Origin of the sequence: Microbulbifer sp. MCCC 1A16149 (assembly GCF_050368945.1) — a bacterium.
GTDB lineage: Bacteria > Pseudomonadota > Gammaproteobacteria > Pseudomonadales > Cellvibrionaceae > Microbulbifer.
The window spans coordinates 1,902,822-1,915,690 of the sequence record NZ_CP185959.1 but is presented as its reverse complement, the minus strand read 5'-3'; the positions used below and the strand labels follow the sequence as shown (position 1 = coordinate 1,915,690).

Here is a 12,869-nt window from a genome sequence, read left to right as displayed (position 1 = left end):
ACTGACCGCCCCGCCAGAACCAAATCGGCTTTTGAATCGGTCCATTTCCGGTAATTTTGGGGTCGGGCAGCTAGGCTGAAGTAGGAGTCTGGCGGCGTTTTTCGCACTCTCCCGGACCAGGGGACAATGGGACCATCACTGCAAATTGGTCAGTTAACGCTTTCACAGGTAAAATGCGCCCCCATTTTCCAGCCCAGTGGCAATGACCACGGTGCCCACAGGGTTGAAATCCTTCCGGCACCCCTCACTGTAACAACCGGTATTTCATGACAGTTTCGGATTTGTCTGTGTCCCCCAACTCTACGGATTCCAGCCCCGACGCCAGCGGCGCGGGCAAACGCGTGATCGTCGGCATGTCCGGCGGTGTGGATTCGTCCGTGGCCGCGCTGCTGCTGATGCAGCAGGGATACGCGGTGGAAGGTCTGTTCATGAAGAACTGGGATGAGGACGACGGCACCGAATACTGTACCGCACGCCAGGATCTGGCCGATGCGGAATCGGTCTGCAAGCGTCTGGGTATCAAACTACATACAGCGAACTTTGCGGCCGAGTACTGGGACAACGTGTTCGAGTACTTCCTCGCGGAATACAAGGCTGGCCGCACACCCAATCCGGACATCCTGTGCAACCGTGAAATCAAGTTCAAAGTGTTCCTCGAATACGCGCAGATGCTGGGCGCGGACGCCATCGCCACCGGCCACTACGCGCGCCGCCGGGATGAGAACGGACACACGTATCTGCTAAAAGGCCTGGACAACAACAAAGACCAGAGCTACTTCCTGCACGCCGTTGGCGAGGCCGAGTTTGCCCGCTCCCTGTTCCCGCTCGGCGAGCTGGAAAAACCGGAAGTCCGCCGCATTGCAGAAGAGAACGGTTTTATCACCTCCACCAAGAAGGACAGCACCGGCATCTGCTTTATCGGCGAGCGCCGCTTCAAAGACTTCCTGGAACAGTACCTGCCCGCCCAGCCCGGTGAAATGCAGACCCCGGAAGGCGAAGTAATGGGCCAGCACAGTGGCCTGATGTACCACACCATCGGCCAGCGCCAGGGGCTCGGGATCGGTGGCGTGAAAGGTGCTGGAGACCAGCCCTGGTATGTGGTGGGCAAAGACCTAGACCGTAACGTACTGCTCGTGGCCCAGGGCAAGCACCACCCCCTGCTCTACTCGACCGGCCTTACCGCCACTCAGACCCACTGGATCAATGGCACCGCGCCAGCACAGGAATTCCGCGCGGCGGCCAAAACCCGCTATCGCCAGGAAGATCAGGATTGCCTGATTACTGTGGAAGATGGGGGCCGTATCAAAATCGCGTTTGACCAGCCGCAACGCGCAGTTACCCCCGGACAATCGGTGGTGATCTATCGCGGCGATTACTGCCTCGGTGGCGCAGTTATCGATCAAGCCACCGGCGTGGGTGAAGTCGACCCGCACCAAACCAGAAAGAAACAGGCTGCAGGGAGCAACTCTTGAGTAATTGGCGAGACCAGGCACTGGCACTGGCCGGGGTATTTCAGGCGGCAATTCTGGTAGAGCGGCTGGCCAAAACCGGTACAGCGCCTGCCGAGCAGATGGAGACCGCTGTTTACAGCCTGTTCCAGCAAAACCCGGAAACCACCGAAGACGTTTTCGGCGGCGTGGAGAAATTGCTGCCCGGCCTGCGCGGCGCGCGGCAACTACTCGCCACCCGCAGCCATCCGGAATACACCGACTGCCTGCGCTACGTGCTTTCCATCCTTTACCTGCAACGCCAACTGGCGAAAAAACCGGACCTGCTGTCGATCATTGGCAACCGACTGGAAAAGGCACAATTGCAGTCGGACCACTTCGGCATCGGCCACGAAAATGTCTACGCCAACCTGGCGAGCATTTATAGCGATACCCTGAGCACCTTCCGCTTTCGTATTCAGGTACTGGGTGACTTTAATTTCCTGCAACAGCAGCGCATCGCCAACCAGATTCGGACCATGCTGTTCGCCGGCGTACGCTCCGCCACCCTGTGGCGACAGCTAGGCGGGCGCAGATTGCACCTGCTGTTCCAGCGTAAAAAACTGATTGCAGCAATGGACGCCCTGGTGTCCAAGTACGAATCACTGGAACACTGATTCCTTAAAGACTGATTTTCAAAGATTGCCGCCGCTTCCTACTTATGTTCGTTTCAGCGGCTGGATTTCAATACCGGAGAGACACAATGACTGTCGAGCTATCCGCACTTACCGCGGTTTCCCCCATTGATGGACGCTACGAAAGCAAGACTGCCCCACTGCGAGACATTTTCAGTGAGTACGGCCTGATTCGTGCCCGCGTAGAAGTGGAAGTTCGCTGGCTGCAGCAGCTTGCCCGCCACGAAAAGATTGCCGAAGTGCAACCCTTTACCGGCAACAGCAACCAGATCCTCGACGACATCGTTGCCCAGTTCAGTATTGAAGATGCCGAGCGTATTAAGGAAATCGAGCGCACCACCAACCACGACGTGAAAGCGGTCGAATACTTCCTCAAGGAAAAAGTGAAGAGCGATGAGCAACTGCTCGCGGTAAGCGAATTCATCCACTTTGCGTGTACTTCCGAAGATATCAATAACCTGTCCCATGCGCTGATGCTGCGCGCAGGTCGCGATCAGGTGCTGCTGCCAGCAATGAATCAGATCGTGAGTGAAATCGCCCGACTGGCACAGGAATTCGCCGACGTTCCGATGCTGTCCCGCACCCATGGCCAGACTGCGAGCCCGACCACCGTCGGTAAAGAACTGGCCAATGTTGTGGCGCGCCTGCGTCGTCAGATCAAGCAGATCCACGAAGTCGAGCTGCTGGGCAAAATCAATGGTGCCGTGGGCAACTACAACGCCCACCTGTCTGCGTACCCGGATGTGGACTGGCAGGCGAATGCGGAAGAGTTCGTGACCTCCCTCGGCCTGTCCTGGAACCCCTACACCACCCAGATCGAACCACACGACTATATCGCCGAACTGTTCGATGCGATTGCGCGCTTCAATACCATCCTGATCGACTTTGACCGCGACATCTGGGGCTACATCTCCCTGGGCTACTTCAAACAGAAAGTGGTGGCCGGCGAAGTGGGCTCTTCCACCATGCCGCACAAGGTGAACCCCATCGACTTCGAGAACTCCGAAGGCAACCTGGGCATCGCCAACGCGGTATTCCAGCACCTCGCGGCAAAACTGCCCGTTTCCCGCTGGCAGCGCGATCTCACAGACTCCACCGTATTGCGCAATATGGGCGTCGGTGCCGGCTACTCGGTAATCGCCTACGCCGCCACCCAGAAAGGTCTGGGCAAGCTGGAAATCAACCGCGCGCGCCTCGAGGAAGACCTGAACAACGCCTGGGAAGTGCTCGCCGAGCCGATCCAGACCGTTATGCGCCGCTACAACATCGAAGAGCCCTACGAAAAGCTCAAGGCGCTCACCCGCGGCCAGGGCATCACCAAGGAAACCCTGGCGGTGTTTATCGATGGTCTCGAGATGCCGGAAGAAGCCAAGCAGGCCCTGCGTGAGATGACACCGGCGAGCTATATCGGCAACGCGGTAGCACAAGCGAAAAACATCTGACCTCGCGTCAGTCCAAGATCAACATTCCGGGAGATATCGCCATGACCGAGTCAGGCCAGCGCCATTCCGTTGAACCTCTGACCCACCTTGGCGACATCCCGGTGGAAACATTCCTGCGGGAGTACTGGCAGAAAAAGCCATTGCTGATCCGCAACGCCTTTCCCGATTTCGTTTCTCCCATTTCAGGAGAGGAACTGGCGGGGATGGCACTGGAAGAAGAAATCGAGTCTCGCCTGATCGAGGAAAACGGTCTTGAGGGCCCCTGGCAATTGCGCACCGGCCCCTTCACCGAGCAAGATTTCTTCAGCCTGCCCAAAACCCACTGGACCCTGCTGATCCAGGCTGTGGACCAATGGATTCCGGAAGTGGCCGATTTGAAGGATCACTTCCGCTTTATTCCCGACTGGCGCCTCGACGACATCATGATCAGCTATGCCGCTGACCAGGGCAGCGTCGGTCCACATTACGACTTCTACGATGTATTCCTGCTCCAGGCCGAAGGCAACCGCCGTTGGCACCTGGGTCCCAAAGCCGACGCTAGCAGCCCACGTGTCGAGGGGACGCCCCTGAACATCCTCAAGGAGTTCGATGCCGAGGCCAGCTGGTTACTCGAGCCCGGTGACATGCTGTACCTGCCGCCCCAGTTCAGCCACTGGGGAATTGCCGAAGGCGGTTGCACCACTATTTCTGTCGGTTTCCGCGCACCCTCCGCGCGCACCATGCTCGAGGACCTGGCCGCAGAGCTGGGTGCGGGCTTGCCAGATCACTACCGCTACACCGACCCGGATCTGGAACTGCCGTTCAACCCATCGGAAATCGATCAGCAGACCGTTGCCCGGGTACAACGCCACCTGGCAGAGTGGCTGCAGCAGCCACAGAATATCGCCCAGTGGTTCGGCGCTATCATGACCGAAGCGAAATATCCTGACACCATCGCCCTGGATGCCGGCTCCGCGGAAGACTGGCGCGAGCAACTGGCCGATGGCGGCAGCCTGATACTCAACCCTGGCTCCCGCTGCGCATTCTGTCGCGAACCCGCCAGCCTGTTCATCGACGGCGAGACCTTCCCCGCTCCACTGCTGTTTGCCGAGGGTTTCTGCAATACGCATGCACTGGACCAGAGCGACGTAGATGCCTATCCCGAGTTGGCTGCCAGTAACGGATTGCTCGACCAGCTGGTTTCTCAGGGCAGTCTCATTTACCCTGAAGCGCTGGAGTCCGACGACACGGATGCAGATGACTAGGAGAATGTTTGATGAGTCTGTTTGTACGCCTCGCCGACTGGCAGACGGATCGGGAAGCCATTCGCGGTATTCGCCAAAAGGTATTCGTCGAAGAACAGAACGTCCCTGAAGATCTGGAGTGGGACGAACACGAGGAAAGTGCGCAACATTTCCTCGTCTACCACCACAACAAGGCCATCGGCACTGGCCGCCTTACCGGCGGTGGCAAGATCGGGCGCATGGCCATTTTGAAGGACGCACGCGGCCTGGGCGCCGGACTGGAACTGCTCAAGCGAATCTGCAAGTTTGCCAGGGTTTCCGGTCAGAAAAACGTCTACCTGAACGCCCAGGTACAGGCGATTCCCTTTTACGAAAAGGCCGGATTTGCGGTAACGGGGGAGGAGTTCATGGAGGCGGATATTCCGCACGTGCGCATGGATCTGACCCTGAGCGAAAAGGAACCTTGCGAGAATGCCGACGACTGCAACCGGTAAGCGGCACGCGGCGAATTCTGAGGCGCTTCAACTGGCGGATGAGGATAGTTTCCGCGAAGCGCTCCAGCAGCTCATCGGCACAGGTCGTCGCCACCTGCGCATCTACTCCCAGAGCCTGTCGAGAGCCCTGTACAACGACCCGATTACCGTACAGGGATTGTCGGAATTTGCCCGCAGCAGCCGCTATGCACGAATTCAGATTCTGATTACCGACAGCGCCCCGCTCCTACTTCACCCTCATAGGGTTTTGCCGCTGGTACAGAGATTAAGCAGCCGTATCGAACTGAAGAAAATTCAGCCCACCAGCGAACCCACCGACTGGGAATTCGCCCTCGCTGATCGCGACCAGGTGCTGCAGAAAACCGACCTGGAGAAGTGGGTTGGCTCCTACCACGCGGAAAACCCGGTAAGGGTCAGGCAGCTACAGGATATCTTTGACCAGGCCTGGCTTCACGCGCGCCCAGACCCTGAGATCAAGCGCCTGCTACTGTAACAATAGCCTTCCATGGCCACGGCAGTGCCGATTCGACGGGCACCCTGCCGTCTTACCTTACGCAACCTCTTTTAACCTGCGCTCGTCCCAGATCGGCACGACGTTTTGACGTTCAATCACGTCCACATCGATCCCGCGGGCAGATGCGGTATCGATAAAGTCCGCAATGGCTTCTGCCACATCGTGATTGATGTAGACACAGTTTCGCTTGTCGAGAATCACGTGGGCGTTATCCGGAATTTCACTCAGCTCCTTACGAATAGCACCCTTGTTCAGGAAGGTGACCTCTTCGGCCAGCTGCATGTTGATGCGAATGCGGTCGCCCTCTTCCGTATCCTGCTTTTTGTGTAGGAAATGGGAGTTGAGGTAGTTGCGCCGCAGTAGGGCGAAAATCGCCGCGACCATACCAACACCGACACCAGTCAGCAGATCGGTCAACAACACACCGAGTACGGTGATCACAAACGGTAGGAACTGCTCCATACCGTTATCCCACATCTTGCGGAAAAGTGCGGGCTTCGCGAGCTTGTAGCCTGTGAGGATCAGCACCGCAGCCAGCACGCCCAGCGGAATCATATTCAACCAACTTGGCAGGGTCGCCACACATACCAGCAACAAAGCGCCGTGACAGATAGTGGAAGCCTTGGAGCGCGCACCGGTCTGCAGGTTGACCGAGCTACGCACGATCACCTGGGTTACCGGCAGGCCACCAATCAGGCCGGAGAAGGAATTACCCACGCCCTGCGCCACCAGCTCCCTGTTAGTCGGGGTGGTACGTTTCAGGGGATCCATTTTGTCGATAGCTTCAACGCTGAGCAACGTTTCCAGGCTCGCCACTACCGCGATGGTCACCGCCACGGTCCATACCAGCGGATTCCCCAGTTGCGAGAAATCAGGCAGCGTAAACAGACCGACGAATTCATTGAAACTTGAAGCGACCGGTACGCTTACCAGATGCGATTTTTCCAGACTCATGCCAGTGGAACTGGCAAACGCCAGGGACAACAGCACCGCCGAGAGTACCGCGACCACCGGGCCAGGCACCATCGCCAGCCAGCGCGACCGCTTTATCACTGGCGTCTCCCACGCAACCAGCAATCCCAGGGATACTGCAAAGATGGCCAGCACGCCCGGATGCACCGCACTCAGTAGAGGCAAGACGCCGTCACTTATGGAAGTACCTTCCGGCAGGCCAAACGCGTAGGGAATTTGCTTCAGCAGGATGATAAGACCGATACCCGTGAGCATGCCGTTGATCACGGACGACGGAAAGAAGTAGCCGAAAATTCCGGCTCGCAACAGCCCCAGCAGAATCTGCATCAGGCCACCCAGCACCACCGCCAGCAAAAATATTTCGAATGACCCCAGGGTCTCAATCGCACTCAGCACGATGACCGTGAGCCCAGCCGCCGGACCGGATACACCGAGGCGCGAACCGCTGACCGATCCCACCACAATGCCGCCGACAATACCGGCGATCAGCCCGGAAAACAGTGGCGCGCCGGAAGCCAGCGCCACGCCGAGGCATAGGGGCAGCGCCACAAAAAATACTACGACACTCGCGGGAATGTCCTTTTTCAGATTCTGCAAATCCACACCAGCAACTCCTGTACAACGAAACAGTCAATGTGATCGACGAAAACTGCGGGCCCGAGCGGGAATTCGCCTATGGGCGCAGGGAGCGGGAGAATAGGGGTCGGTGCTTTCAGCAACCTTTCACGGTGACAGATAACAGAGTGTCTCGTGAGTCAGGAACACGTCGGCCGAATCGTGTATCTTTCGCACAACTGAAGTCTTACTTAATTCCGAACACATGAACGTATTGCTGGTAGAAGATGACCCGCTGATCGCCATGGGGCTGTTGCAGGCGCTACAACAAAATACCTATACGGTGCTGCATGCACCCGATGGCATGCGAGCGCAAGGCCTGCTCAGGGCCAACGATATTGACCTGATCATTCTCGATCTCGGACTGCCGGATATGGATGGTCTGGAGTTGCTCCGCTGGGTCCGCGCGCGCCAGAGTCGCGTTCCCGTGCTGGTACTGACCGCTCGCGATGGGGTGGAACAACAGGTCCTGGCCCTGGATCAGGGGGCCGATGACTATATGGAAAAGCCGTTCGATCTTCGGGAACTGGAGGCTCGCCTCAGAGCACTACTGCGACGCAGCCACAACCTCTCGACCGATGAAGTGAGCCTGGGTGCGTTGCAATTAAGCCCTTTCCAGCGCACCGCGACCTTGAACGGTGAACGGCTTGAATTGCCCGCGCGGGAATTTGAAATCCTGGAAGTCCTCGCGTTGAGCGCTGGCAAGGTGGTAACCAAAGCACGCTTGGCGCACAGGCTCAGCCGTGAAGGCGATGAGGTGGGCGATAATGCCGTGGAAGTGTACGTCCACCGCCTGCGACGTCGCCTCAGAGAATCGGGACTTGCGATCCGCACCCAACGCGGCGCGGGCTATGTGCTGGAGAACGCCGGTTGAACACGCGACTCGACCTCCGTTCTCTGCTGCTGCTACTGGTCGGTGGGCCACTGTTCGTCCTGCTAGTGATCGAAATGCTGATTACCTTCGGTATCGGTTTGCATGTCACGAACCAGGTATTCGACCGCTGGCTGTTGGACTCGGCCTACTCTCTTGCCCAGGAAGTCCGACGGGAAAATGGGGAACTCGTGCTGCATGCGGACGAGGCCGCCATCGAAGTATTCAAATGGGATGAGCTGGACGAGGTTTTCTACCGAGTCTCCACCCTCGAGGGCCGCGTACTCGGGGGGGAAAATGAAGCCTGGGTAAACCTGAAAATCGCCACTCTGGAACGTGGACCTGTATTCACCAACGTGAAATTGGGAGGCGAATGGGTGCGCAGTGTCACCTTGCTCGCCAATGCTGAATCCCCCGGCGACAGCGCCGTGGTTAGCGTCGCGGAAACCCTGCATAAACGCATCCCACCATCCCGCACACTGATGCTGGAAGTGGTTCTCTCCAAGGCGGCAATGATCGTGGTCGCGCTGCTGGTTGTGGCGTTCGCCCTTGGGCGAGGCATTCGCCCACTGCTGAGGCTCAGTCAGGAACTCGCAAGCCGCTCCCCGCGGGATCTGACCCCCATCAGTACACCGCCCGCACCGAAAGAAGTCCGTACCGTAATCGACAACACCAACCACTTGCTGGAACGACTGGACGACGCGTTCAGTGCCCGAGAACAGTTTATCGGCAACATTTCCCACCAACTGAAAACACCGCTTGCGGGGATCAAGCTACAGGCGCAACTGGCTTTGCGGGAACAGAATCTCGATGCCGCCCATCAGGCACTGGAGCGCATTTGTCAGACCACCGACGCCATGACCCACCTGAACAACCAGCTGCTGAAGCTGGCGCGTGCGGAAACCGCATCCGGTCGCGGGCTGCGCAATGAACCGGTCGCGCTGGATAACGTGGTGCGCGAAGCGGCAGAAAGCCTGCGTGAGCTGGCCCGCGGCCGCAACGTAAAAGTACACCAGAATTTCAGTGGCGAATCCCCTGAGACTTTCACGGTTACCGGCGAACACTTCCTGCTGCGGGAACTGGTATGGAACCTGATGGAGAATGGAATTCTTTATGTACCGGAAGGCGGTAACGTGTGGGTGGAGCTCAAGCGAGCAAGCGGCAGTATTCGACTCACGGTAAAGGATGATGGTTTGGGTATTCCGCGCGAGCACTGGCCACAGATTTTCGAGCGGTTTTTTCGCTCAAAGATTTCCGGCGAAGGCTGTGGCCTCGGGCTGGCCATTGTGAAAGAAATCGCGTTTGCCCACGGAGCCTCGGTAGAACTGCAGCAGGCACCAGATACCACCGGTGCCTGCTTCGTTTGTATTTTTCCTGCAATGGGAAAGCCCGCCTGAACAGCGACAGTAAACTGCCGGTCAAATGATCCGTTCCGGTGCGGTACTCGGTTCCAGCCTGATAGCAATATATTTTGACGTGGGCGTATAACTGCCCACGCCGTAGCTCTCGAGGGGAACCAGCGGGTTAGCCTCCGGGTAATACGCGGCCGCCTGTCCTTTCGGGATATCGAACGCGATCAGGGTAAAGCCCGATACCCGGCGCTCCACATCGTCACTCCACAGGGATACGATATCCACCTTCTGGCGGTCGGCAAATCCGAGGCGGTGAATATCGTCCAAGTGCGCAAACAGCACATGGCGCTCCCCTTTCACCCCCCGATAACGGTCGTTCAGGCCGTATACGGTCGTGTTGTATTGATCGTGTGAGCGCAATGTCTGCAGTACCAGATCAGCATTGCGCGCACCGCGCTTACCTATTTTTGTCAGGACCTCTTGCGGCAGCGGTGCTGGCAGCGAGTGGCTGTAAAAATTGGCTTTTTCGTTTGCAGTATTCCACTGTCGTTTGCCAGCGGGGTTTTGCAGGTAAAACCCACCCGGCACCTGCAGTTTTTCTTCAAAGTTTGCAAAACCCGGTATGACGTCCGCAATCAACTCGCGGATGCGGCGATAATCCTCCGCGAGTTCAATCCAGGGCACCGGCCGGCTACCCAGCGCGGCCTGTGCAATCCCCGCAATAATCGCAGGCTCCGAGCGCATTTCCCGGGACAGCGGCTTGAGCTGTCCATAAGACGCGTGGACCATGCTGAAGGAATCCTCAACGGTCACCGCTTGCGGTCCACTGTGCTGCATATCGATATCGGAGCGGCCCAGGCACGGCAGGATCAGTGCCTTCTTGCCGGTGACCAGATGGCTGCGATTGAGCTTGGTACTGATCTGCACAGTGAGATCACAATTACGCAAAGCGCTGTGGGTGCGAGCGCTATCCGGTGTCGCCTGGGCGAAGTTACCACCGAGCCCGATAAACACCTTCACTTTCTCGGCGAGCATCGCCTCGATAGTTTTCACCACGTTGTAGCCGTGGGACCGGGGCACAGAAAAATCAAACCTGGTTTCCAGTGCATCGAGAAACGCTGCCGATGGACACTCGTCGATGCCCATGGTGCGATCGCCCTGCACATTACTGTGCCCACGCACCGGGCAGAGCCCGGCACCCGGGCGACCGACCTGCCCGCGCAACAATTGCAGGTTGGTGATTTCCTGAATCGTGGCTACCGAGTGACGGTGCTGGGTAACGCCCATGGCCCAGCAGATGATGGTCGCGTTACTGCGACAATAAATATGTGCAGCCCGTTCAATCTCGTCTTTCTCCAGCCCGCTAAATGACTGGATTTCGTCCCATGATGTGGCCTCAACCTGGGCGCGGTAGTCTTCGAAGCCCACACAGTGCTCGTGAATAAATTCAAGGTCGAGCGGACCGGTGGATTCGCCCTGCTCGGCCTCGTCCTGCCACTGAAACAGAAACTTGGCAATACCGCGGATCGCGGCCATATCTCCACCGAGTGACGGGCGCAAATACGCGGTGTTGAGAGCCATTTCGCCACCGGTCAACATCTGTACCGGATCCTGAGGCGCCTGGAACCGCTCCAGGCCCCGTTCGCGCAGGGGATTCAATACCACCACCTGGGCCCCGCGCTCTACCGCCTCACTCAAAGGCTCGAGCATACGCGGGTGATTGGTGCCCGGGTTCTGGCCGATAACGAATATCGCCTCCGCCTTTTCAAAATCTTCATAGGTCACCGTGCCCTTGCCGGTGCCGATACTCTGCTTGAGTGCTACACCGCTGGCCTCGTGACACATGTTCGAGCAGTCAGGCAGGTTGTTGGTACCAAACGCGCGAGCAAACAGCTGGTACAGGAATGCCGCTTCGTTACTGGCGCGACCGGAGGTATAGAAGGCTGCATGGTCGGGTGTCTCCAGCGCTTTCAGGTGACTGGCGATCAGGGCAAACGCCTCATCCCAGGATATGGGTTGGTAATGCGAGCCCTCGCCGTCGTAAAACATGGGCTCGGTCAGGCGCCCCTGATACTCGAGCCAGTAATCATCTTCGGCGAGCAGGTCTTCCAGGCTGTGGCGAGCAAAAAATTCATGGTCCACTCCGCGCCCGGAGGCTTCCCAGTTCACTGCTTTGGCGCCGTTTTCGCAGAAGCGGATGTGCCCTTCCTTTGGCGCCTCTCCCCAGGCACAGCCGGGACAGTCAAAGCCGCCGTTTTGATTGGTCTGCAGCATGGCGCGCAGATTTTTGAACGGCTGACGGCTGTCGAGCCAGGCATGGGCAACACTGCGCAATGCACCCCAACCCGCCGCGGGCTTCTTGTAAGGACGAAAGCGGAATCGATCAACAGGTGTTTTCATTGAGATACCCCGGCGGGTGAATAAGGCTCTGGGCCGCGGTCCGTTCCGCGGCCACTGTAAAGTCGCGCCGGGCCTCGAACAGGTTGGTGCAACAAATTAAGATAGTATTTTCGCGCCCAGCGTACTGCCATATCTGAAGGAGACGCGAGGCTGACCAGGGTGCCCACGCCACTACTCACCGATTTCTGTATCAGCTCCAGACTGCAGCGACTGGTGATGGCCACGAAGCCATTTTGCAGGTCGCATCCCTCACGCACGCAGGCGCCGATCAATTTATCCAGTGCGTTGTGGCGGCCGATATCCTCGCGACAGAATCGCGTTTCGCCACGCTCGTCCACGTAAATCGCTGCGTGCATTGCGCCACTGGAATGCAGATGTTTCTGAGCATTCTGAAAACGCCCACGCAAATCGGAAAAGTGCACTGCAGGCGGTAGCTGGTTGAAGTTACTGCGAGAGGAATTGGGGACAGGCTTAAGCGCCTCGGCAAGCGCGTCCACACCACACAGGCCGCAACTGCTGGTGCCGGCCATGGTTCTGCGCGAAGCTTTGAGTTGATTCAGGGTGCGCTGATTGAGTGTCATATCCAGGACGACACTATCTTCCTGCAGACCGATATCGAGATCCAGAAGCTGGTTGCGGTGCGAGATGACACCACTGGTAAGACTGAACCCCACCGCAAAATCTTCCAGTGCACCGGGGGAAGCCATCATCACTGCGTGGCTGATGCCGTTGTAGCAAAAAGCAACCGCAACTTCCTGAGCCAGCGGTTGCCGGGCCGCAACCGGTGCCCCGGCGGCCTCCACCAGCAGGTACTGCTGTTCGCTCTGCTTGCTGCTATCAATCATAACCACCTATCAATACCAC

The 12,869-nt window shown here is 57.9% G+C and carries 11 protein-coding genes; 8 read left to right on the top strand and 3 right to left on the bottom strand.

Translation table 11 applies throughout. The features are described from left to right. The first annotated feature begins 353 nt into the window (after positions 1–353). The 6 genes from mnmA to ACONT6_RS08155 all read left to right on the top strand — a co-directional run bounded on the left by mnmA (position 354) and on the right by ACONT6_RS08155 (position 5,774). Positions 354–1,472 (top strand): tRNA 2-thiouridine(34) synthase MnmA, encoded by a 1,119-nt coding sequence (gene mnmA, locus ACONT6_RS08180; RefSeq protein ID WP_428821495.1) that lies wholly within the window; start codon positions 354–356, stop codon positions 1,470–1,472. Then, positions 1,469–2,104, top strand: a complete 636-nt coding sequence (gene hflD, locus ACONT6_RS08175) for a high frequency lysogenization protein HflD (protein ID WP_181253196.1) — start codon at positions 1,469–1,471, stop codon at positions 2,102–2,104. Before mnmA ends, hflD begins: the two co-directional genes overlap by 4 nt. An 86-nt stretch (positions 2,105–2,190) precedes the next feature. Then, entirely contained in the window at positions 2,191–3,564 is a 1,374-nt protein-coding gene (gene purB / locus ACONT6_RS08170; protein WP_428821224.1) for an adenylosuccinate lyase, read from the top strand. A 41-nt stretch (positions 3,565–3,605) separates the two neighbouring features. Further along, entirely contained in the window at positions 3,606–4,808 is a 1,203-nt protein-coding gene (locus tag ACONT6_RS08165) for a JmjC domain-containing protein (protein ID WP_428821223.1), read from the top strand. 11 nt (positions 4,809–4,819) lie between these two features. After that, positions 4,820–5,281, top strand: coding sequence for a GNAT family N-acetyltransferase (locus ACONT6_RS08160; protein ID WP_428821222.1), 462 nt, complete (start codon positions 4,820–4,822; stop codon positions 5,279–5,281). Then, complete coding sequence (locus ACONT6_RS08155) at positions 5,259–5,774, top strand: hypothetical protein (RefSeq protein WP_428821221.1); 516 nt, start codon at positions 5,259–5,261, stop codon at positions 5,772–5,774. The genes ACONT6_RS08160 and ACONT6_RS08155 overlap by 23 nt, the downstream gene beginning before the upstream one ends. A gap of 57 nt (positions 5,775–5,831) precedes the next feature. On the opposite strand, the gene ACONT6_RS08150 is transcribed toward ACONT6_RS08155, so the two are convergent. Then, on the bottom strand, positions 5,832–7,370 hold the full coding sequence (locus tag ACONT6_RS08150) for a SulP family inorganic anion transporter (RefSeq protein WP_428821220.1): 1,539 nt from the start codon (positions 7,368–7,370) through the stop codon (positions 5,832–5,834). A 217-nt stretch (positions 7,371–7,587) separates the two neighbouring features. On the opposite strand from ACONT6_RS08150, the gene ACONT6_RS08145 reads away from it, so the two are divergent. Both ACONT6_RS08145 and ACONT6_RS08140 read left to right on the top strand, forming a co-directional pair. Beyond that, positions 7,588–8,256, top strand: a complete 669-nt coding sequence (locus ACONT6_RS08145) for a response regulator transcription factor (RefSeq protein ID WP_428821219.1) — start codon at positions 7,588–7,590, stop codon at positions 8,254–8,256. Then, positions 8,253–9,650: a sensor histidine kinase gene (locus ACONT6_RS08140; protein ID WP_428821218.1), complete on the top strand. Its 1,398-nt coding sequence runs from the start codon at positions 8,253–8,255 to the stop codon at positions 9,648–9,650. The genes ACONT6_RS08145 and ACONT6_RS08140 overlap by 4 nt, the downstream gene beginning before the upstream one ends. A gap of 21 nt (positions 9,651–9,671) precedes the next feature. Here ACONT6_RS08140 and ACONT6_RS08135 read toward each other — a convergent pair whose 3' ends face one another. Both ACONT6_RS08135 and fdhD read right to left on the bottom strand, forming a co-directional pair. Beyond that, complete coding sequence (locus ACONT6_RS08135; protein WP_428821217.1) at positions 9,672–12,005, bottom strand: FdhF/YdeP family oxidoreductase; 2,334 nt, start codon at positions 12,003–12,005, stop codon at positions 9,672–9,674. Beyond that, complete coding sequence (gene fdhD, locus ACONT6_RS08130; protein ID WP_428821216.1) at positions 12,002–12,850, bottom strand: formate dehydrogenase accessory sulfurtransferase FdhD; 849 nt, start codon at positions 12,848–12,850, stop codon at positions 12,002–12,004. Before fdhD ends, ACONT6_RS08135 begins: the two co-directional genes overlap by 4 nt. Positions 12,851–12,869 lie beyond the last annotated feature (19 nt).

Bases quoted from the DNA above. Each gene is read 5' to 3' on its own strand.
- ACONT6_RS08145 (WP_428821219.1), top strand. From the start codon at position 7,588: ATGAACGTATTGCTGGTAGAAGATGACCCGCTGATCGCCATGGGGCTG.
- fdhD (WP_428821216.1), bottom strand. From the start codon at position 12,850: ATGATTGATAGCAGCAAGCAGAGCGAACAGCAGTACCTGCTGGTGGAG.
- ACONT6_RS08155 (WP_428821221.1), top strand. From the start codon at position 5,259: ATGCCGACGACTGCAACCGGTAAGCGGCACGCGGCGAATTCTGAGGCG.
- ACONT6_RS08165 (WP_428821223.1), top strand. From the start codon at position 3,606: ATGACCGAGTCAGGCCAGCGCCATTCCGTTGAACCTCTGACCCACCTT.
- ACONT6_RS08135 (WP_428821217.1), bottom strand. From the start codon at position 12,005: ATGAAAACACCTGTTGATCGATTCCGCTTTCGTCCTTACAAGAAGCCC.
- purB (WP_428821224.1), top strand. From the start codon at position 2,191: ATGACTGTCGAGCTATCCGCACTTACCGCGGTTTCCCCCATTGATGGA.
- ACONT6_RS08160 (WP_428821222.1), top strand. From the start codon at position 4,820: ATGAGTCTGTTTGTACGCCTCGCCGACTGGCAGACGGATCGGGAAGCC.
- mnmA (WP_428821495.1), top strand. From the start codon at position 354: ATGTCCGGCGGTGTGGATTCGTCCGTGGCCGCGCTGCTGCTGATGCAG.